This is a genomic window from Enterobacter cloacae complex sp. SHL001, assembly GCF_049236825.1.
GTDB lineage: Bacteria > Pseudomonadota > Gammaproteobacteria > Enterobacterales > Enterobacteriaceae > Enterobacter > Enterobacter hormaechei_C.
Genome location: NZ_JBMKIP010000002.1, coordinates 191,675 through 212,567 on the forward strand (window position 1 = coordinate 191,675; position 20,893 = coordinate 212,567).

The 20,893-nt window shown below is 53.3% G+C and carries 22 protein-coding genes; 15 read left to right on the plus strand and 7 right to left on the minus strand.

Going from position 1 to position 20,893, the window contains the following annotated elements:
• Window positions 1-276 precede the first annotated feature (276 nt).
• Complete coding sequence (locus tag ACOTYH_RS06425) at window positions 277-945, plus strand: YecA family protein (RefSeq protein ID WP_086625858.1); 669 nt, start codon at window positions 277-279, stop codon at window positions 943-945.
• A gap of 316 nt (window positions 946-1,261) precedes the next feature.
• Here the strand turns inward: ACOTYH_RS06425 and tyrP are convergent, their stop codons facing one another.
• Complete coding sequence (tyrP, locus tag ACOTYH_RS06430) at window positions 1,262-2,473, minus strand: tyrosine transporter TyrP (protein ID WP_086625876.1); 1,212 nt, start codon at window positions 2,471-2,473, stop codon at window positions 1,262-1,264.
• 191 nt (window positions 2,474-2,664) lie between these two features.
• Between tyrP and ACOTYH_RS06435 the strand changes: the two genes are divergently transcribed.
• Window positions 2,665-2,901, plus strand: coding sequence for a YecH family metal-binding protein (locus ACOTYH_RS06435; RefSeq protein WP_003859673.1), 237 nt, complete (start codon window positions 2,665-2,667; stop codon window positions 2,899-2,901).
• A 36-nt stretch (window positions 2,902-2,937) separates the two neighbouring features.
• Here ACOTYH_RS06435 and ftnA read toward each other — a convergent pair whose 3' ends face one another.
• Both ftnA and yecR read right to left on the minus strand, forming a co-directional pair.
• Complete coding sequence (gene ftnA / locus ACOTYH_RS06440; RefSeq protein WP_003859676.1) at window positions 2,938-3,435, minus strand: non-heme ferritin; 498 nt, start codon at window positions 3,433-3,435, stop codon at window positions 2,938-2,940.
• A 200-nt stretch (window positions 3,436-3,635) separates the two neighbouring features.
• A complete protein-coding gene (gene yecR / locus ACOTYH_RS06445) occupies window positions 3,636-3,974 on the minus strand; it encodes a YecR family lipoprotein (RefSeq protein ID WP_062937920.1) in 339 nt (112 codons plus the stop codon).
• 245 nt (window positions 3,975-4,219) lie between these two features.
• On the opposite strand from yecR, the gene ACOTYH_RS06450 reads away from it, so the two are divergent.
• Window positions 4,220-4,858, plus strand: a complete 639-nt coding sequence (locus ACOTYH_RS06450) for an RpiB/LacA/LacB family sugar-phosphate isomerase (protein ID WP_003859680.1) — start codon at window positions 4,220-4,222, stop codon at window positions 4,856-4,858.
• Between the two features lie 42 nt (window positions 4,859-4,900).
• Here ACOTYH_RS06450 and ACOTYH_RS06455 read toward each other — a convergent pair whose 3' ends face one another.
• Window positions 4,901-6,319, minus strand: a complete 1,419-nt coding sequence (locus ACOTYH_RS06455) for an MFS transporter (RefSeq protein WP_421637626.1) — start codon at window positions 6,317-6,319, stop codon at window positions 4,901-4,903.
• Window positions 6,320-6,533: 214 nt separating this feature from the next.
• Here ACOTYH_RS06455 and azuC point away from each other — a divergent pair, with 214 nt between their 5' ends.
• Window positions 6,534-6,617 (plus strand): stress response protein AzuC, encoded by an 84-nt coding sequence (azuC, locus tag ACOTYH_RS06460; RefSeq protein ID WP_003859682.1) that lies wholly within the window; start codon window positions 6,534-6,536, stop codon window positions 6,615-6,617.
• A 106-nt stretch (window positions 6,618-6,723) separates the two neighbouring features.
• Window positions 6,724-6,975: a DUF2766 family protein gene (locus ACOTYH_RS06465; RefSeq protein WP_003859683.1), complete on the plus strand. Its 252-nt coding sequence runs from the start codon at window positions 6,724-6,726 to the stop codon at window positions 6,973-6,975.
• Between the two features lie 80 nt (window positions 6,976-7,055).
• Here ACOTYH_RS06465 and ACOTYH_RS06470 read toward each other — a convergent pair whose 3' ends face one another.
• Together ACOTYH_RS06470 and ACOTYH_RS06475 are read right to left on the minus strand one after the other, a co-directional pair.
• Window positions 7,056-8,399 carry an anaerobic C4-dicarboxylate transporter gene (locus ACOTYH_RS06470; protein WP_421637627.1) on the minus strand — a complete coding sequence of 448 codons (1,344 nt, stop codon included), beginning with the start codon at window positions 8,397-8,399 and terminating at the stop codon, window positions 7,056-7,058.
• Window positions 8,400-8,975: 576 nt separating this feature from the next.
• Window positions 8,976-9,479, minus strand: coding sequence for a non-heme ferritin-like protein (locus tag ACOTYH_RS06475; RefSeq protein ID WP_017384424.1), 504 nt, complete (start codon window positions 9,477-9,479; stop codon window positions 8,976-8,978).
• Between the two features lie 503 nt (window positions 9,480-9,982).
• On the opposite strand from ACOTYH_RS06475, the gene ACOTYH_RS06480 reads away from it, so the two are divergent.
• The 6 genes from ACOTYH_RS06480 to otsA all read left to right on the plus strand — a co-directional run bounded on the left by ACOTYH_RS06480 (window position 9,983) and on the right by otsA (window position 16,783).
• The gene (locus ACOTYH_RS06480) at window positions 9,983-10,540 is read left to right on the plus strand and encodes a DJ-1 family glyoxalase III (RefSeq protein WP_063138383.1); all 558 of its coding nucleotides are present in this window, start codon (window positions 9,983-9,985) and stop codon (window positions 10,538-10,540) included.
• Window positions 10,541-10,856: 316 nt separating this feature from the next.
• A complete protein-coding gene (gene araF, locus ACOTYH_RS06485; RefSeq protein ID WP_421637628.1) occupies window positions 10,857-11,846 on the plus strand; it encodes an arabinose ABC transporter substrate-binding protein AraF in 990 nt (329 codons plus the stop codon).
• Between the two features lie 71 nt (window positions 11,847-11,917).
• The gene (gene araG, locus ACOTYH_RS06490) at window positions 11,918-13,432 is read left to right on the plus strand and encodes an L-arabinose ABC transporter ATP-binding protein AraG (RefSeq protein WP_023303911.1); all 1,515 of its coding nucleotides are present in this window, start codon (window positions 11,918-11,920) and stop codon (window positions 13,430-13,432) included.
• 14 nt (window positions 13,433-13,446) lie between these two features.
• Window positions 13,447-14,427: an arabinose ABC transporter permease AraH gene (araH, locus tag ACOTYH_RS06495; RefSeq protein WP_003859689.1), complete on the plus strand. Its 981-nt coding sequence runs from the start codon at window positions 13,447-13,449 to the stop codon at window positions 14,425-14,427.
• Between the two features lie 153 nt (window positions 14,428-14,580).
• Window positions 14,581-15,384: a trehalose-phosphatase gene (gene otsB / locus ACOTYH_RS06500; protein WP_421637629.1), complete on the plus strand. Its 804-nt coding sequence runs from the start codon at window positions 14,581-14,583 to the stop codon at window positions 15,382-15,384.
• Window positions 15,359-16,783: an alpha,alpha-trehalose-phosphate synthase gene (gene otsA, locus ACOTYH_RS06505; RefSeq protein WP_015570257.1), complete on the plus strand. Its 1,425-nt coding sequence runs from the start codon at window positions 15,359-15,361 to the stop codon at window positions 16,781-16,783. The genes otsB and otsA overlap by 26 nt, the downstream gene beginning before the upstream one ends.
• 15 nt (window positions 16,784-16,798) lie before the next feature.
• On the opposite strand, the gene uspC is transcribed toward otsA, so the two are convergent.
• Window positions 16,799-17,227 carry a universal stress protein UspC gene (gene uspC / locus ACOTYH_RS06510; protein WP_017384418.1) on the minus strand — a complete coding sequence of 143 codons (429 nt, stop codon included), beginning with the start codon at window positions 17,225-17,227 and terminating at the stop codon, window positions 16,799-16,801.
• 796 nt (window positions 17,228-18,023) lie between these two features.
• On the opposite strand from uspC, the gene flhD reads away from it, so the two are divergent.
• From flhD to motB, 4 genes are all read left to right on the plus strand, one after another.
• A complete protein-coding gene (gene flhD / locus ACOTYH_RS06515) occupies window positions 18,024-18,374 on the plus strand; it encodes a flagellar transcriptional regulator FlhD (RefSeq protein WP_003859693.1) in 351 nt (116 codons plus the stop codon).
• 2 nt (window positions 18,375-18,376) lie between these two features.
• Window positions 18,377-18,955 (plus strand): flagellar transcriptional regulator FlhC, encoded by a 579-nt coding sequence (gene flhC, locus ACOTYH_RS06520; RefSeq protein ID WP_003859695.1) that lies wholly within the window; start codon window positions 18,377-18,379, stop codon window positions 18,953-18,955.
• Between the two features lie 123 nt (window positions 18,956-19,078).
• Window positions 19,079-19,966 (plus strand): flagellar motor stator protein MotA, encoded by an 888-nt coding sequence (motA, locus tag ACOTYH_RS06525; RefSeq protein WP_003859696.1) that lies wholly within the window; start codon window positions 19,079-19,081, stop codon window positions 19,964-19,966.
• Window positions 19,963-20,892 carry a flagellar motor protein MotB gene (gene motB, locus ACOTYH_RS06530; protein WP_421637630.1) on the plus strand — a complete coding sequence of 310 codons (930 nt, stop codon included), beginning with the start codon at window positions 19,963-19,965 and terminating at the stop codon, window positions 20,890-20,892. Before motA ends, motB begins: the two co-directional genes overlap by 4 nt.
• Window position 20,893: the final 1 nt, after the last annotated feature.

A 20,893-nucleotide genomic window follows, 5' to 3' on the forward strand; every position in this document is an offset into this window, starting at 1 on the left:
ACGCACCGCGAAGCGCGCAGAACATTAAGCAAAAAGGTTGCCAGAATGGTTAATCCCTTGACCGGGTCACAACACGTTGAGTATAGAGCGCCGTTTTATGCGCCTTTGCGGGATGAGATGAATTTACAGCGGAGATCACATCTCCTTAACAACAAAGCCCATAAGTTGTGCAACGGTCACGATTTGCACGTTTTTGCAGCAATAAAGACCTAAACTTCAGATAGGCACGCGCGGCGATATATGTCAGGATCGTTTTTTTTATCAGGAGTATCAGCAATGGCTGAAGGCCCATTAAATGAAAGCGAGATGGCGTGGCTGGAAGAGACATTAATCTCTTACGGTCACGACGATGCATCCGTGATTGACGTGTCCGAACTGGACGGCATGCTTACCGCAGTACTTTCCGGTCCCGTTGTGGTGGAGCCCGACACCTGGCTGGTGGCGGTCTGGGGTGGTGAGAAATATATTCCGCGCTGGAAAAACGATCGTGAGATGAACCGTTTTATCGATCTCTGCTTTAAGCACATGAACGATATTGCCGAGCGTTTGAGCGAATACCCGGATCAGTTTGAACCGCTGTTTGGCTATAACGACGTTGACGGTCAGAGCTATACCGTGGTGGAAGAGTGGTGCTATGGCTACATGCGCGGCGTGGCGCTGACGGACTGGTCATCCCTGCCGGAAGAGCTGGAAGCGGACCTGGCGGTGATTGCCCTGCACGGGACGGAAGAGAACAGCGAGAAGCTGGATGCGCTGACCGAAGAGGAGTACATGGCCAGCATCGAAAGCATTCAGCCTGCGGCGCTGCGTTTGTATAACTACTGGGTGGCTAACCCGCAGCAGCCGGAAGCGAAAAAGCCGATCGTGAACGGGTCGAAGGTGGGGCGTAACGATCCGTGCCCGTGCGGGAGTGGGAAGAAGTTTAAAAGCTGTTGCCTGCATTAAACCATTAATTACTGTAGCCTGAATGGGGCACGGGTGTTGAGTCCCCGCTAAAATCGGCGAACCGGAGACCAGATGACAAGGGCTGGACGCCATGGATGGCGGCCAGAGGCGAATCGAGACAGGATGTCGAGTTGAGCCGACCGCAGGCAGATGGTCGGGAGGTGAGCGCAGTGCGAAGCACCGATTTTCCGCGGGGCCGCGGGGATTGATAAGGGGGCCGCGGCGGCCCCCTTATCCCGTTCACATGCTGTGAAAAAATTATATTCTGTTGATCTTAAGGTGAACGGAACAGTACCTCAGGACCTGTATAAATAAGTTATCCCACTTCCGGCAGCATCCCCGCTGCAATCAAAATCTGCACCAGAATAATCACCACCCCACAACCAAACACCACGCACAGCATTGGCGTACCGCCCGCTACGCGATACCCCTGCTGCGGATGCTGCATGCGGCTCTTCCACGCCAGCAGGGAAGGCAGCAGCAGGGCCAGAATCGATAATGCCACGCCAGCATACCCCAGCGCCATCACAAACCCGCGCGGGTAAAAGAGCGCGAAGGCCAGCGGCGGCAGGAAGGTCATCGCCCCCGTCTGTAAGCGTCCGGCAACGGTATTGCGACGCTGGAACAGATCCGCCATATAGTCAAACAGGCCAAGCGCTACGCCGAGGAAGGAGGTTGCCAGCGCCAGGTCTGCAAACAGATGTACCGCCAGCTCCACGTGTGAAGAGGCCACCACGTTACGCAGGGCAACCAGGAATCCATTCAGACCAGAATGCTCTGCCATCAGGCCGATAAAGGTATTGGAATCAATACTGCCCAGCGTCACCAGCTGCCAGAACAGGTAAGCAATCAACGGAATGGCGCTGCCGATAACAAAGACGCGGCGCAGCTTGCGAATATCACCGTTCATATAGCTCACGATGCTCGGCACGCTGCCGTGAAAACCGAAGGAGGTGAAAATAACCGGGATGGCCGAAAGCGCCAGACCTTTCTCCAGCGGGAGGGAGAGCAGGTTAATCTTGTGAACATGCGGTGCCAGCAGCACCAGCATCACAATCAGGAAGAGAATTTTGGCGCTGAACAAAAAACGGTTAAACAGATCGACCAGCGATGTGCCCGCACAAACCACGCCGCCACCGATCAGCGTAAAGACAATGGCGCCTGTTTCCGGTGAAAGTGACGCACCGAAGCCGTCATTGATACTTGACGCAATCAGCTCCCCGGCGCCGCTGATGTAAGCGGCAGTCAGGGCGTACATCAGGAACATCATGCTGAAACCGGTGATCCACTGCCCGTAGCGTCCAAGATAGCGTGCAGCCAGGGAGCCTAAGCCAGTATCGGCAGGGACATGCTGATAAACCTCCAGCAATAATAGCGCGGTGTAACACATCAGGGCCCACAGACCGCCCAGCAGCACTACGGTAACCCCAAACCCGACGCCGGCGGCAGCCAACGGCATGGCCAACATTCCTGCGCCAATTGTCGTTCCGGCGACGATAAAAATACTTCCCAGAGTTCTGTTCTTCACGCTTTCCTCTACAACGCTTCCATACCGCGACTCATTCTGCGGCGCAGAGTAAGGGAAAAGCACCATCTCGTCAAATCACCGTTACATAGGGTGTAATAATTAATTTACAAAAAGAAAAGGGTAACCTGCGCCAGCGCAAAGCGTGCCGTAGAGGGAACGTTTAGTCTGCTTTTTATTTGCGAGAGGTAACCATGTCAATTCACGGACACGACGTGCTGAATATGATGATTGAGTCAGGTGAGCGCTATACGGAGGAGAGTCTGGTTGAGGCGATACATGCCCGCTTTGGCGAAGCGGCGCGTTTCCATACCTGTTCAGCTTCGGAGATGACGGCCGCGGAGCTGGTGGCGTTTCTGGCGGCGCGCGGAAAATTCATTCCGGCAGCAGACGGATTTTCCACTCACGAAAGTAAAATCTGCCGCCATTAAATAATGCGGTGCTGAAAACTCAGCACCGCTTTTCTGTTAATTCTGGGTATCGAGCGTCGACAGCTCTTTATCAATGAAGTACAGACCTTCCCCGGATTTACCTGCCAGAGATAATTTATCCAGCACGGATTTAAACAGCTTCTCTTCTTCGTGCTGTTCAGCCACATACCACTGAAGGAAATTAAAGGTTGGATAATCCTGGCTGGTCATGGCGGCATGAGCCAGTTCATTAATTTTCTGGGTGATCAGCTGTTCATGCTCATAGGTGGCGCGGAACAGTTCATCAAGAGAGCCGTATTCGGCAAAAGGCGATGCCACGTTATCAATGCGCGGCAGGCTGCCGGTGTCCGTCAGGTAATCAAACAGACGCTGCATGTGCGTCATCTCTTCCTGGGCATGACGACGCAGGAAGGCGGCCGCCCCTTCAAAGCTGTGATAGCTGCACCAGGCGCTCATCTGCTGATAAAGCAGGGAAGAAAAAAGCTCAAGATTCATTTGCGCATTGAGCTTGTCGATCATTTCAGTTTTTAACATGGTGCAGCTCCGGTTTATTAATTCTGGTTCACGATGAGCGACACTATAATTTGTTATTTAATTATTTGCAAAAAGTAAAATAAATATTTCTTTATTAAAAATACGAATGGGAATAAAACGCATTGCCGCCATTTATATTTATTAATGAGAATTGTTTTAGTTCTTATTAAATAAACTGCCAGCGTGACTGGCAGTAGCGGTTAATACCACGGATTCTGGCTGGAAGAGGTAACAGCATATCCCTGACATTTATACTGAATGGTCACACTTTCGTTCAGACAGAGTGAACCGCTGATCAGGGTGCAGGTATTAATTGGCTGCCCGTAGGCTGACGCAGTGGCGTAGCCCATATGTTGACAGGCTTTGGTTGCCGTACCGTTATTAACATACTCATCAGACCAGGCGTTTTGCAGCATGGCCTGGCCATAGTCGAGGCGCACAATTCCGTTTGGGGCATCCGTACTGCTGACTTCTGCCTGACGGTTGATACTGCACCCGGCGAGCAACAGGATCGTTCCGGCTATGATTACACGTTTCATGGTTCACTCTGCGTGACGGGAAATACGCCATTGTAACCAACGCGATGGTACGCAATGGCTGGAATAGCCGGAGGATCTGCCCTCTCACTGTGCAACGAGCCGGGCCACCGCGCGAAATTGTGAGCGCATCTTTGTTTTTTAAAACAAGTTTTCACTTAATTTGAAAGTGCGTTTGTTTGATAGTAAGGTTAAGTTGAAAAGGTATCCACAGCGGGATCGCCCGCCATGCATTCAGGAGAGACAAGATGAAAATTGCACTGATGATGGAAAACAGCCAGGCCGCTAAGAATCCCATCATCCTTAATGAGCTGAAAGCCGTTGCTGATGAGAAAGGTTTTCCGGTCTATAACGTCGGTATGAGTGATGAGAACGATCATCATCTCACCTATATTCACCTGGGCATCATGGCGAGCATTCTGCTTAACGCTAAAGCCGTTGATTTTGTTGTTACCGGCTGCGGTACCGGGCAGGGCGCGCTGATGTCCCTGAACATCCATCCGGGTGTGATTTGCGGTTACTGCATCGATCCTGCGGATGCTTTCCTGTTTGCGCAAATCAACAACGGTAACGCGCTTTCTCTGCCGTTTGCGAAGGGCTTCGGCTGGGGGGCAGAACTGAACGTACGCTTTATCTTTGAGAAAGCGTTTACCGGACGCAATGGCGAAGGCTATCCACCAGAGCGTAAAGAGCCGCAGGTGCGTAACGCCGGGATCCTGAACCAGGTGAAAGCGGCGGTGGTGAAAGAAAACTATCTGGATACCCTGCGAGCAATCGATCCTGAGCTGGTTAAAACCGCCGTATCAGGCCAGCGCTTCCAGCAGTGCTTCTTCGAGAACTGCCAGGACAAAGAGATTGAAGCCTTCGTGCGCGGTATTGTTGGCTGATTTACTTTGCCGGGCGGTGCGTTGCCTGCCCGGCAGATAGTGTTACTTTTTCGATGAGACCGCGCTGCCCGCATCTTTAGTCAGACGCAGCGTGTCAACCATTCCCACCAGGCAGATCAGCGCGATTGCCACAAATGCCAGCCGGAAGCTCATTCCCGGCATACCGGCAACCCCCATCGCCTCACTGACTTTTCCCCCGATACGAACACCAATCGCCCCGAGCGTGATCCCAAGCCCCACGGCAAGCTGCGTTGCGGTTGAAAACAGAGTATTGGCATAGCTCATCTGCGCCGATGGCACATCCGCAAAAGCCAACGTACTGATGGCTGTAAACTGAATCGAACGGAAAACGCCGCCCAGATAAAGGATCAGCATGATGAGCCACGCGGGCGTCTGCGGCGTAAGAAACGCGCAGGCCAGCAACGCCAGGACATTCAACGCACCGTTAATCAGCAACAGCCGCTTAAACCCCAGGCTGCGGATAAGCGGCGTCGTCGCCGGTTTAATGGTGAGATTGCCAACGAAAACCGCCAGCACCAGCAGGCCAGAATGGAACGCGTCCATGCCAAAGCCGACCTGGAACATCAGCGGTAACAGGAACGGAACCGCGCTGATGGAGGCGCGAAACAGCGATCCGCCGTACAGGGTGACGCGAAACGTCGGCACCTGCATCGCATCGAGCCTGATCATCGGCCAGGTTGCCCGCTTAAAGTGACGCAGCGCCAGGCTTAAGGCGACGACACCGACGATAAACAGCGTGGCGGTTAATCCTGTTCGCAGAGGCTCTGCGCCCATCAACTCCATCGCATAAACCAGGCTCACCATAGCAAGGGTGGTGACAACAAAACCCGGTAAATCAAACGGTCGGCGCGTATCTTCATGCAGGTCTGGAATGATGCGCAGCGCCAGCAAAATGGCGATTATCCCCAGCGGCACGTTAATAAAGAAGATCCAGCGCCAGTCGGCATAGCTGGTAATGAACCCACCCAGCGGCGGGCCGATGATCGGCGCGACCAGCGCAGGCCACGTCAGGGTGGCGATTGCCGTGATGAGCTGATGTTTTGGCGTTGTGCGTAGCACGGCCAGGCGACCTACGGGCACCATCAGCGCGCCACCCATGCCCTGGAGGACGCGCATCGCAACGAACTGATCGAGCGTGGTGGACAGGCCGCAAAATACCGAGGCCAGCGTGAAGATCGCCAGCGCGAGGGCAAACACTTTTCGCGCGCCGAAGCGGTCGGCGATCCAGCCGCTGGCGGGGATCAGTACGGCCAGGGTGATCAGATAGGCGCTGATGCCGATATTCAGATCCACCGCCTGGTCGCCGAAGCTTTTTGCCATATCCGGCAACGCGGTGGCGATCACCGTCCCATCCAGAAACTCCATAAAGAAAGCACCGGCCACCAGCAGCGCCGCAGGCGATAATCCACGGCTCTCTTTGCCGGATACGTTTTCACTCATTCTCTTCCTGCCCGCTCAAAAAATTTTATAAACATTTACTGGAATTTATAAGCCTGTAACGTGCGGATTTATCATGGCTTTTTTTAACAAACCAGCAGCACTGAGGGTTTAATAACCGTGACTCAGGTCACAAAATGGTTGATTTTTGTGATGGTGGTCATATTATAAGCGTATTGACAATAACACCTGCATAACACGTTACTGGAGCAACATAATGAAACTGCGCAAAATCCTGAAAAGCATGTGGGCAAACTACTGCACAACGTTTAAAGACGTCCCACCGGGTGCGATGTTCTGATAAAAAAACCTGCTTCGGCAGGTTTTTTTATGTCTGCGGACGACGAGAGGGAGATGGAAGGGCGTCTGTTTTGCTACTATGGCGGCCTTTGAATAAGGAGAACCCCATGTCACAAAACCTGAGCGCCGATCAGGAACTGGTATCTGACGTCGTCGCCTGCCAGCTGGTTATCAAACAAATCCTTGATGTGATTGACGTTATCGCGCCGGTTGAGGTACGCGAAAAGATGTCGACCCAGCTGAAAAACATCGATTTCACCAACCATCCTGCTGCGGCGGACCCGGTTACGCTCCGCGCGATCCAGAAAGCGATTGCGCTGATTGAACTCCGCTTCACACCGCAGGGTGAGTCACACTAAAATAAACCGATGTTTTAAAATTAGAAACTCTTTTCTGCTTTTACGTCGAAGGGCGACAGAGCCTGTCGCCCGCAGAAGGATCAGAAGAACGTCTGCACCAGCAGATAGCTCACCACGCAGGCACAGCTGACGCCAATCAGCCCCGGCAGAATAAAGCTGTGGTTGATGATGAATTTACCGATGCGGGTGGTGCCGGAGCGATCGAACCCGATACAGGCCAGATCGCTCGGATAGGTGGGCAGCACAAAGTAGCCGTAGGATGCCGGGAAGAAGGCCACCAGCATTTTCGGATCGATGCCCAGCATCAACCCCATCGGGGCGACCGCGGTCAAGGCCGCAGCCTGGCTGTTGACCAGTTTTGATACCAGGAACAGCACGATGGCATACGTCCAGGGATGACTTTTCACCACCCCCTCCAGCGCCATTTTCAGCTCGTAGAGATGCGCCTGAAAAAAGGTATCGCTCATCCACGCCACGCCAAACACCGAGAAAATCGCGACCATCCCCGCCTTAAATACCGCCCCGTTTGAAATGGCCGACGCATTAACCTTGCAGGTCATCAGCATGATGGCCCCGGCGATCAGCATCATCATTTGAATGACAAGGTTCATCGACAGGGCTGTCATTTTCCCTTTGATCTCAAACGCCGGACGCAGCTCGGGCAGCGCACCCAGCAGGACCACTACGGCAATCCCGGCGAAGAAGATCCACGTGGACCAGTAGGCCTGTTTCGGGAAACGTTGATCCATCAACGTCTCCGTTCCTCCATAGATAAACTCCCGCTGTTTCGGATCTTTCAGCTTTTCCTGAAATTCAGGATCGTCTGCGAGGTTTTTCCCGCGACGCAAGCTCCACAGTGCCGCAATGGCGACGCCAGACAGTGAGGCCGGTACGGAGACCGCAAGAATTTCAAGGATCCCCCACGCGTGGCCGATACCGTGCTGCGCACCAAGAATCGAGACCAGCGAAACGACGGCCACGGAAACGGGGGAGGCGGTGATCGCCATCTGAGATGCCACCGAGGCCACCGCCATCGGCCGTTCCGGGCGTATGCCTTTTTTCAGGGCGATATCCGCGATAATGGGAAACATGGTGTAGACGACGTGCCCGGTCCCGCACAGGAAGGTCAACATCCAGGTGGTAAACGGTGCGAGAAGGGTGATGTGCTGGGGATGTTTACGCAGCAGGCGCTCTGCAAACTGCATCATTACATTCAGGCCACCGGCGGTCTGTAGCGTGGCCGCACAGCCGATGACGGCGAGGATCGTGAGCATCACGTCAACCGGCGGTTTACCGGGTTGCAGACCAAAGACAAAACTCAAAACAAACAGGCCGATGCCGCTTATCAGCCCCAGGCCCATCCCGCCGAAGCGGGTGCCTATCAGCAGGCAGAGGATAATGACAATAAACTCAATGGTGATCATGATGCTCCCTCGTTAATGAATGTAATTAAACAAATCATTACACGATGTATGGTTATTCATTGGGAGCAAGATCTGATTTGTTAAATGTCAGCAAAAGCAGGGAGTTGGTACCCACTCCCTGACGGGCTGAGGGATCCCCAGTAATTTGAAAGCAAAAGCGATAACGTTGCCTTCAGAATAACTGAAGGCTTTCAGCGATGCCTCGGTCCGGCTGTAAATCGCTGAGGCGTTTCCTGTAGGCCGGGGCGAGGCGCAGGGATGCGCCGAGAGGGCGGGCTTTACAGGGATGTTACCTCCGCCCGTCCCCGATAAGCCGGTAGGAATAAGCCGAAGGTACCGCGATGCGGCGATTTTCCGCCGGAAGCCCGGGTCGCCAGGGTGGTGGCGACTGAGCCACCCTGGCACGTTCACCGGTTATGCCGTGACAGAGTAGCAAGGAACATAAAGTCAATGGAATGACCACCAGAGCCGTATGTTCCCCCTCACCCCAGCCCTCTCCCTCAAGGGAGAGGGGGCCGTCTGTGCAGGCATTATTTTGTGGGGAACTCTCAGCCCTGACGGGAGCGGGTGAAGGACTTAGTGGTGTTGCACGGTAGCAATGTCGAGAAGATGGCGGTCCGTCTGCTCCAGACAAATCCCCGCGCGTTTCGCGTTGCGGATTTCATCTGCGAGCGTCTTCAGCAGCATGCCATCCTGCTGCTGCTCTCTGTCCATATCACGTAAAAACTTGAGGGTAATGATGTCCCGTTGCGCTTTGGCTTCATCAGCCAGTTTGCTCAGCTTCGCACAGCGTTGCTCATACTCTTCGAGCGTTTTCTGAAACAGTTCTTCCAGAGAAGTGTAATTATCTTCAATCGTTTCAAGCTCTTTGACGGTAGGGTTTGCCCCGACAGCTTTCAAAAAGTTAAAGACGCGCATCATGTGCGTGACGTTACTTTGCGCCTGAGTACGAAAGAAGGTGGCAGTGCCGTTGAGGCTTTTTCTGGAACACCACGCGCTCAAATGCAGATGCAGATTTGAAGCATAAAACTCCAGGTTCATCTGGGCATTCAGTTTTTGCATCATCGTTTGGGTAGTCATTCTCATATCCTTATTGACTGTGGGACTTGATGTCCGCTACTTAACCTGACCCGGCAGGTATTGACGATTGAATGGCAGAAATAGATTTCTGCAAGGTAAAAAACTCGAAAATTCACTTCCTGTGTTCGATTTAAATAAGCATACGCTTCTCTTTGACTTAAGAAAACTCTTAATAAGGCTGTGTTTACCATACATTACAAATTTAAATATAGCCCAGAATAGAAAGAGGGTTAAGAGATTGTATTTAATATAACTTGTTGATTTTAATGGGTGTGAAATTAATATCGCTCATTTTTATCGTTTCAGGAAACGTTCTTTGGCGGGAAATTCTGTAAAAGTGTTAAATCAGAAATAATATCTGCAAATATATCCTGTCGTATCAAATTTGAGCTAAATCAATTTTCACTCAATATACGGTTCTGTGATCGCGTCGCAAGATTGTGATCTGATAAAGAGTGAAAATGAAACACTGTTTTACATCGTTTCATTCGTTGAGGTTTATGATGGCTAACGTTGCGGTGCTGCTGGCACCCGGTTTTGAAGAAGCAGAAGCGATTATCACGATTGATATTCTGCGGCGTTTACAGATTGAGGTGGAGACGCTGGCCTGTGCGGAGTCCCGTGCGGTAGTGAGTTACCACAATATCCCCATGGTGGCTGACAGTACGTTAACGGAGCGCATTAATACGCTGTATGACGCAGTCGTGTTGCCCGGTGGGCCGCAGGGGAGCGTCAATCTTGCGGCTAGCCAGGAGGTGCTCCGCTTTGTTTCCGCCCATGACGAGCAGGGCAAACTCATCTGCCCGATCTGCTCTGCGGCCGCGCGGGTGCTGGGCGGTAACGGGCTACTGAAGGGGCGTCGCTACGTCTGTTCCGGCGATCTCTGGCAGAGCGTTGATGATGGAGTATATGTAGATGCGCCGGTCGTGGTGGATAATAACCTCATCAGCGGCAAGGGGCTGGGGCACGCTTTTGACTTTGCGCTGACGCTCTCTGCTCGTCTGTTGGGTGACGACGCCCCCGTGCGCGATCATGCTGAACACATCTATTACCGCTGGTAATTTTTCTGCCGGGCGCTAAGGCGTCCGGGTTACAGGGATTACTTAGCTGACCTTATGGATAATCCTGCTTAACTCCTTTCCATTTGTAGGACAATTACGTCCTTTTTTATGTCATTTTCCGCTGAATTTATGTACGCAATTACTGTAATTCTGCGGTGTGATGTTGCTCTCTTATGGATGATTAATTTCCCGCTAAAACTATCTCCAGCAATAACGCTTATGACGAGGTAAGCGCTAATGCCTTGTTTTAAGTCCGATTAAATAAGTCGTTCGCCATTATTCCCTACAGATAAGAATGCTAAAGCTGGAGTTTACCATGCACAAATTTACTAAAGCGCTGGCGGCCATCGGCCTGGCTGCCGTTATGTCACAATCCGCTATCGCTGAAAATTTAAAGCTCGGTTTTCTGGTTAAACAGCCGGAAGAGCCGTGGTTCCAGACCGAATGGAAATTTGCTGATAAAGCCGGAAAAGATTTGGGATTTGAGGTAATTAAAATCGCCGTACCTGACGGTGAGAAAACGCTGAACGCCATTGATAGCCTGGCGGCCAGCGGCGCGAAAGGTTTCGTTATCTGTACGCCGGATCCAAAACTGGGGTCAGCGATTGCCGCGAAAGCGCGCGGTTACGACATGAAAGTGATTGCGGTGGACGATCAGTTCGTGAACGCCAAAGGTAAACCAATGGATACCGTTCCGCTGGTAATGATGGCGGCCACTAAAATCGGTGAGCGTCAGGGCCAGGAGCTCTACAAAGAGATGCAAAAACGCGGCTGGGATGTCAAAGAGACCGCCGTGATGGCCATTACCGCTGACGAGCTGGACACCGCCCGTCGTCGTACCACCGGGTCCATGGACGCCCTGAAAGCGGCTGGCTTCCCGGAAAAACAGATCTACAAAGTTCCGACCAAATCCAACGATATTCCGGGCGCCTTTGATGCGGCGAACTCCATGCTCGTCCAGCATCCGGAAGTGAAGCACTGGCTGGTGGTGGGGATGAACGACAACACCGTACTGGGCGGCGTGCGTGCAGCGGAAGGCCAGGGCTTTAAAGCACCGGACGTGATCGGGATCGGCATCAACGGCGTTGACGCCGTGAGCGAACTGTCTAAAGCGCAGGCGACCGGCTTCTATGGCTCTCTGCTGCCAAGCCCGGATGTCCACGGTTATAAATCCAGCGAAATGCTCTACAACTGGGTGACCAAAGGGGTTGAGCCGCCGAAATTCACCGAAGTGACCGATGTGGTGCTGATCACCCGCGATAACTTCAAAGAGGAGCTGGCGAAAAAAGGACTGGGCGGTAAGTAATATGCTGTGATTGCGCCCCTCACTCACCGTGAGGGGCCAGACGTACACACTACAGGAATCACGGAGTCGTTATGCAACAGTCTGATCCGTATCTCTCTTTCCGCGGCATCGGTAAAACGTTCCCCGGTGTAAACGCGCTGACCGATATCAGCTTCGACTGCTATGCCGGACAGGTTCACGCCCTGATGGGGGAGAATGGCGCGGGAAAATCCACGCTGCTAAAAATTCTCAGCGGCAACTACACGCCCACCACCGGCACGCTGGCTATTCGCGGCGACGAGGTGGCCTTTGCCGACACCACGGCAGCGTTAAATGCGGGCGTCGCCATCATCTATCAGGAGCTGCATCTCATTCCTGAAATGACCGTGGCGGAGAACATCTATCTGGGCCAGCTTCCGCATAAAAGCGGCGTGGTCAACCGCTCGCTGCTCAACTATGAAGCGGGCTTGCAGCTCAAGCACCTTGGGCTGGATGTCGATCCGCAAACGCCCCTTAAGTATCTCTCCATCGGCCAGTGGCAGATGGTGGAAATTGCCAAAGCGCTGGCACGTAACGCCAAAATTATCGCTTTTGACGAGCCAACCAGCTCGCTCTCGGCGCGTGAAATAGAAAATCTCTTTCGCGTGATCCGCGAGCTGCGCAAAGAGGGCCGCATCATTCTGTACGTTTCTCACCGAATGGAAGAGATTTTTGCCTTAAGCGATGCCATCACCGTGTTTAAAGATGGCCGCTACGTGCGCACCTTCACCGATATGCAGCAGGTCAACCATGACCAACTGGTGCAGGCGATGGTCGGACGCGATCTGGGGGATATTTACCACTGGAAACCGCGCGAGTATGGCCCTGAGCGTCTGCGTCTGGATAACGTCAAAGCCCCGGGCGTGCGCACGCCCATTTCACTCTCGGTGCGCAGCGGCGAAATCGTCGGGCTGTTTGGCCTTGTGGGGGCAGGGCGCAGCGAGCTGATGAAAGGGCTGTTTGGCGGCACCCGAATAACCCAGGGCCAGGTTTTCGTCGACGGGAAAAAGGTCGATATTCAGAAGCCTGCGCAGGCGATTAACGCGGGGATTATGCTCTGCCCGGAGGATCGAAAGGCCGAGGGCATTATTCCGGTGCACTCGGTGCGCGACAACATCAACATCTCTGCCCGGCGCAAGTTCATCCGCGCGGGATGTCTGATTAACGACGGCTGGGAGGCGAGCAACGCGGATCACCATATCCGTTCGCTGAACATCAAAACCCCCGGGGCTGAACAGCTGATCATGAACCTGTCCGGCGGCAATCAGCAAAAAGCCATTCTGGGGCGCTGGCTGTCGGAAGATATGAAGGTCATTTTGCTGGATGAGCCAACGCGCGGTATCGACGTGGGGGCGAAACACGAAATCTATAACGTCATCTATGAACTGGCAAAACGCGGTGTGGCGGTCCTGTTCGCCTCCAGCGATCTGCCTGAGGTGCTGGGCGTCGCCGACCGCATTGTTGTGATGCGTGAAGGTGAAATTGCCGGTGAATTGCTGCATGAACAGGCAAATGAACAACAGGCGTTGAGTCTCGCCATGCCTAAAGTTAGCCAGGCTGTCGCCTGAGTAAGGAGTCAATGATGTCTTCTGTTACTACATCCGGAGCGCCGAAGTCGGCTTTCAGTTTTGGCCGCATCTGGGACCAGTACGGCATGCTGGTGGTCTTTGCTGCCCTGTTCGTCGCCTGCGCGATTTTTGTGCCGAATTTCGCCACGTTCATCAATATGAAGGGGCTGGGGCTGGCTATCTCCATGTCCGGCATGGTGGCCTGCGGAATGTTGTTCTGCCTGGCCTCCGGCGATTTTGACCTGTCGGTTGCCTCGGTGATTGCCTGTGCTGGCGTCACCACTGCCGTGGTGATCAACATGACCGAAAGCCTGTGGATTGGCGTGCTGGCCGGGCTGCTGCTCGGCGTGCTGAGCGGCCTGGTGAACGGGTTTGTCATTGCGCGCCTGAAGATTAACGCCCTGATTACGACGCTGGCAACAATGCAAATCGTGCGCGGTCTGGCCTATATCATCTCCGACGGGAAAGCCGTGGGGATTGAAGATGAGCGTTTCTTCACGCTGGGCTATGCCAACTGGCTGGGGCTGCCTGCGCCAATCTGGCTGACGGTAGGCTGTTTGATCCTGTTCGGTTTCCTGCTTAACCGCACCACGTTTGGCCGTAACACGCTGGCGATTGGCGGCAATGAAGAGGCGGCGCGTCTGGCGGGTGTTCCGGTCGTACGGACCAAGATCATTATCTTCGTGCTTTCCGGGCTGGTATCGGCGGCGGCGGGGATTATTCTGGCGTCGCGTATGACCAGCGGCCAGCCAATGACCTCCATTGGTTATGAGCTGATCGTCATCTCAGCCTGCGTTTTAGGGGGCGTTTCCCTCAAGGGCGGCATCGGAAAAATCTCATATGTGGTGGCGGGGATCCTGATTCTGGGGACCGTGGAGAACGCCATGAACCTGCTTAATATTTCTCCGTTCTCTCAGTACGTCGTACGCGGCCTGATCCTGCTGGCAGCGGTGATCTTCGACCGTTACAAGCAAAAAGCGAAGCGTACCGTCTGATTTATTTTTAGCCATCAATATGCTCAACTATTAACCATAGTTGACCCCCTGACCGGCCCGCCAGTTTTGCTGACGGGCCGGTTGCCAAATGGCGAGCACCGTCACACTGTCTATACTTACATGGCTGTTTTGTTCACTGTAAGGAGGATTAGGGTGGCTGACTTGTTAACCGCACCGCCTGTACTGCTCGGAAAATTTGCTTTCTTTTTTGACCTCGACGGGACGCTCGCCGGGATTGAACCGCATCCGGATGACGTCGTTGTACCGGACACGGTGTTAGAGAATTTGCAGCAGCTCTCCCGACAGAACGAGGGGGCACTGGCATTGATTTCAGGGCGCTCAATGGCCGAGCTGGACGTGCTCGCCAGTCCTTATCACTTTCCGCTGGCCGGTGTGCACGGAGCGGAGCGCCGCGATATCCATGATCAACTGCATATAGTTTCACTCCCCGACACGCTGATTCAGGCGCTGCATACGCAACTCTCTTCGGCTCTGGAAATGCTTCCCGGTACGGAACTGGAAGCCAAAGGCATGGCCTTTGCGCTGCACTACCGTCAGGCGCCCCATCATGAGGCGGCGATATTTGCGGTGGCAAGAAGCGTGGCGGAAGCCCATCCGGAGCTGGCGTTACAGCCGGGTAAATGTGTGGTCGAGATTAAACCGGCAGGAATTAACAAAGGCGCTGCCATTGCAGCGTTTATGGCGGAAGCGCCGTTTAAAGGGCGTACGCCAGTCTTTTTTGGGGATGACCTGACCGACGAGGCCGGGTTCAGGGTGGTAAACCAGGCCCAGGGCATGTCTGTCAAGGTTGGATCTGGTGAAACCATTGCCGGATGGCGGCTGGAAAATGTCGCCAGCGTCTGGCAGTGGATATCTGACGTCGCTAACCAGCAACAACAACAAATAGCGCAAAACAACGGGAGAAATCATTATGGGTCGCTTAGTCGTCGTCTCTAATCGCATCGCACCGCCGGATGATAAAAAAGCCAGTGCCGGTGGCCTGGCGGTCGGGGTATTAGGTGCCCTCAAAGCCGCGGGTGGTCTCTGGTTTGGCTGGAGCGGGGAAATCAGTAATGATGAGAAACCGCTAAAAAAGGTGTCACGGGGCAATATCACGTGGGCCTCCTTCGCCCTTAGCGAGAAGGACTACGATGAATATTATTCCGAGTTCTCAAACGCCGTGCTGTGGCCAGCGTTTCACTATCGTCTGGATCTGGTGAAATTCCAGCGTGAATCCTATGAAGGCTACATGCGCGTTAACGCGCTGCTGGCAGATAAACTGCTGCCGCTAATCGAAGAAGACGATATTTTATGGATCCACGATTACCATCTGCTGCCCTTCGCCAGGGAGCTGCGTAAACGGGGTGTGAAGAACCGGATCGGCTTCTTCCTGCATATTCCGTTCCCGACCCCGGAGATCTTTACGGCGCTGCCGCAGCATGATGAAATTCTTGAAGCATTGTCTGATTACGACCTGCTCGGTTTCCAGACGGAAAATGACAGGCTGGCGTTCCTCGACAGCGTGTCGGGTAAAACCCGGCTGGTCACTCACGGCGGCAAATCTCACACCGCGTGGGGACGAAATTTCCATACCGAAGTCTACCCGATTGGTATTGAGCCAGACGAAATCGCCGAGCAGGCCTCTGGTCCGCTGCCGCCGAAGCTTGCCCAGCTCAAGGACGAACTCAAGCACGTTAAGAATATCTTTTCGGTTGAACGACTGGATTATTCCAAAGGGTTGCCGGAGCGATTCCTCGCTTATGAAACCCTGCTGGATAAATTCCCGCAGCATCACGGCAAGATCCGCTATACCCAGATAGCGCCGACCTCGCGCGGTGAGGTTCAGGCTTACCAGGATATTCGTCACCAGCTGGAGACCGAAGCAGGGCGCATCAACGGGCGCTATGGTCAGCTCGGCTGGACTCCACTTTTCTATCTGAATCAGCACTTTGAGCGCAAAATCCTGATGAAAGTGTTCCGCTATGCGGACGTCGGGCTGGTCACCCCGCTGCGCGACGGGATGAATCTGGTGGCAAAAGAGTATGTAGCAGCACAAGATCCTGCTGACCCGGGCGTGCTGGTGCTGTCCCAATTTGCCGGTGCGGCAAACGAGTTAACCTCGGCGCTGATTGTGAACCCTTACGATCGCGATGATGTGGCAAATGCCCTGAACCGCGCGTTAACCATGCCGCTTGCGGAACGTATTTCACGTCATTCAGAAATGATGGAGACCATCGTTAAGAATGATATCAACCGCTGGCAGGCGCGTTTTATTGACGATTTGCGCGCGATCCAGCCGCAAACTCAGGAAGGTGATCTGCAAAAAAAGATCGCGACCTTCCCTAAACTCGCCTGATTTTCTCCGGGGGCATTAATTGCCCCCGAGAGGCACCAGCAGGACATCCACCTGGCTTGACGAAACGATGGATTTTGCCGAGCATGCCGCCCGGGAAAAAAAGCTCTGGTTATGATTTCCGCAAATGACCAGGTCAACATTCTGTTTCTGACAAATGTCGAGAATATGTCCACTTAACTCGCCGGTGGCAATCACCGTCTGGTGGACAGGATATTTTGCCCGCTCAACCAGCTCGCGCAGAAATTGCTGCGTTTCCTCCTGAAGAACCTCACGAATATCTTCCAGCATTGGCGCTGCCAGTTGATTATACATTTCGGGTTCAGCAGCCAGGGTAATCAGACTTATGCGGGCATTATTCGGGCGGGCAATGGAAACGGCACGGGCGACGAGTTGATGACTTTCGGGGGAAACCGCAACAGAAACAAGAAGATGGGAGTAACTCATCACACACTCCTTTTATGTCAGAATGACACGTTTCTCAAGCTTTACCGCGAATCTGCCGCTTCTGCAAGAGGCACATGCGACAATAGTGTGAAGCTTATCATAATTATTCATTAATTATTCTTATAAGAAGAATAACGAAATGGGGACGCTAAATGAAAGTAATTAACAACTTAACGTAAATCACACATTTAGCCTTCCGTGCTGTTAAATCGCGTTAACCGATCGTCAACGCAAGCGTGATGGTTACCCATGGAAACTTGTTTCTCGAAAAGAAAACTTAAGCTGCTGTTTTTACTTAATTAACTCCGCCTCTTCTCTGGCGTTCGCGCCCGTTGTGACGCGAAAGGGCAGTGCTTCTTCGACGTAGCAATTTTCATACCCGATCCCCTCATCCCTCTGCATGAGTATTCGTTCCATAAGAATATAAACAAGCTTCACTTGCTCAATAAATAGTCAAATTACAAGTCACGCTGATGGATTTATGGGTTACATTCGCGTAAATTATGTGACGTAGATCACATTTTTTTTAAATTCCAGGGGGGACTGCATTGTATGTGTCAAAACTGACGAGTAGAGTTTGCGTCGAATTAGGAAAAATCTTAGTTATTTGTAAGAAAAGATAAAATGTGTAACCGACATTTTGGCCATGTTAACCGGTCACGCGCTTTACGACGTACAAACCTAAATTCAACTATGCATTTGGCCTTTTCTTTTTATACCGGGTGATTTCCCGGCGACATCACGGGGTGCGGTCTTTCCGCATAAAAATAATAGTTGGTTATTCGGGATGGGAAAAATGCATACATCCGAGTTGCTAAAACATATTTATGACATCAATTTGTCGTATTTATTGCTCGCGCAGCGTTTGATTAGTCAGGACAAACCGTCAGCGATGTTTCGTCTGGGTGTTAACGAAGAGATGGCAACCATGCTGGGTGGATTAACCCTCCCGCAAATGGTCAAGCTGGCTGAAACCAATCAACTTGTCTGCCAGTTCCGTTTTGATAACCCGCAGACCATTACGCGTCTGACTCAGGAATCCCGCGTGGACGATCTGCAACAGATCCACACTGGTATTCTTCTCTCCACCCGCCTGCTCAACGAAATCAGCCAGCCTGATGACGTAGCCCGGAAGAAAAGGGCTTAACAATGAGCGAAAAAAGCATTGTTCAGGAAGCCCGTGATATCCAGCTGGCGATGGAACTCATCACGCTCGGTGCGCGTTTACAAATGCTGGAAAGCGAGACGCAGCTGAGCCGTGGTCGTCTGATCAAGCTGTACAAAGAATTGCGTGGTAGCCCGCCGCCAAAAGGCATGCTGCCGTTTTCGACTGACTGGTTCATGACCTGGGAGCAGAACATTCATGCTTCCATGTTCTGTAACGCCTGGCAGTACCTGCTTAAAACGGGCTTATGCAGCGGCGTTGATGCCGTGATCAAAGCCTACAAACTTTACCTTGAGCAATGCCCGCAGCAGGAAGAGGGACCCCTGCTGGCGCTGACCCGCGCCTGGACGCTGGTGCGTTTTGTTGAAAGCGGAATGCTTGAATTGTCCCGCTGCAACTGCTGTGACGGCAATTTCATTACCCACGCGCACCAGCCTGCGGGCAGCTTCGCCTGTAGTTTGTGCCAGCCTCCATCCCGAGCCGTAAAAAGACGTAAACTTTCCCGGGATGCTGCCGATATTATTCCACAACTGCTGGATGAACAGATCGAACACGCTGTTTAACCCGAACCTGTGGGCAAGATTCCAGCAGCGGTAAGCGATTACCGCTGCTTTTTTTTACCCTGCGTTCAGGTCATGCGCTCGAAATGAACGTCCTGCCATAGTCACTAGCGGAAGGATGATGTCGTGCTTATCTTATTAGGTTACCTGGTAGTTCTCGGTACAGTTTTCGGCGGTTACATGATGACCGGCGGGCACCTTGGAGCACTCTATCAACCGGCTGAACTTGTCATCATCGGCGGTGCAGGGGTAGGGGCTTTTATCGTTGGTAACAACGGCAAATCGATCAAGGGCACGCTGAAGGCGATTCCGCTGCTGTTTCGTCGCTCGAAATACACCAAAAGCATGTATATGGATCTGCTGGCGCTGCTCTATCGCCTGATGGCGAAGTCACGTCAGCAGGGGATGTTCTCGCTGGAGCGGGACATCGAAAACCCGAAAGAGAGCGAAATTTTCGCCAGCTACCCGCGTATTCTGGCCGACGCGATGATGCTCGATTTTATCGTCGATTACCTGCGACTGATCATCAGCGGCAACATGAACACCTTCGAAATTGAAGCCCTGATGGACGAAGAGATCGAAACCCACGAGAGCGAGTCCGAAGTACCGGCCAACAGCCTGGCGCTGGTGGGCGACTCGCTTCCGGCGTTCGGCATCGTGGCGGCGGTCATGGGCGTTGTTCATGCCCTGGCCTCGGCGGATCGCCCGGCGGCTGAACTGGGGGCGCTGATTGCCCACGCGATGGTGGGGACGTTCCTCGGTATTTTACTGGCCTACGGCTTTATCTCCCCGCTGGCGAGCGTGCTGCGCCAGAAGAGCGCCGAAACCACCAAAATGATGCAGTGCGTGAAAATTACGCTGCTCTCAAACCTCAACGGCTATGCGCCACCGATTGCCGTCGAATTTGGTCGTAAGACGCTTTACTCCAGCGAACGTCCGTCGTTTATCGAACTGGAAGAGCACGTGCGCGCGGTGAAAAATCCTAACCAACAGACGACAACTGAGGACGCATGAAAAACCAGTCCCATCCGATCGTCATCGTAAAAAAGCGCAAGCATAAGGGGCACGGGCACGGTTCTCACGGCTCCTGGAAGATCGCGTACGCCGACTTTATGACCGCCATGATGGCCTTCTTTCTGGTGATGTGGCTAATCTCCATCTCCAGCCCGAAAGAGCTTATTCAGATTGCGGAATATTTCAGAACGCCGCTGGCGACGGCGGTTACCGGCGGGCCGCGCATTTCGAACAGCGACAGCCCGATCCCCGGCGGCGGTGACGATTATACCCAGCAGCAGGGCGAAGTGAAAAAACAGCCTAACATCGACGAGCTGAAAAAAAGGATGGAGCAGGCGCGCCTGAAAAAACTGCGCGGTGACCTGGATCAGCTGATTGAAGCGGACCCTAAGCTGCGCGCGCTGCGTCCGCATCTGAAAATTGACCTGGTACAGGAAGGGCTGCGTATTCAGATCATCGACAGCCAGAACCGGCCTATGTTTAAAACCGGCAGCGCCGACGTGGAGCCCTACATGCGCGATATTCTGCGTGCGATTGCACCGGTGCTGAACGGTATTCCAAACCGCATTAGCCTGTCCGGACACACGGATGATTTCCCGTACGCCACGGGAGAGAAAGGATACAGCAACTGGGAGCTTTCTGCCGATCGCGCCAACGCCTCGCGTCGCGAGCTGGTGGCGGGTGGGCTTGATTATGGCAAGGTCCTGCGCGTGGTCGGCATGGCTGCAACCATGCGCCTTACCGACCGCGGACCGGATGACGCCATCAACCGTCGTATCAGTCTTTTAGTGCTGAACCAGCAGGCGGAGCAGGCCATCCTGCATGAAAACGCCGAAAGTCAGAATGAGTCACTGGACGATTTAAAACAGCCTGGGGCCGTCCCTTCGGCTGCCGTTCCAACATCGCCACCAGCCAATCCGAGGTGAT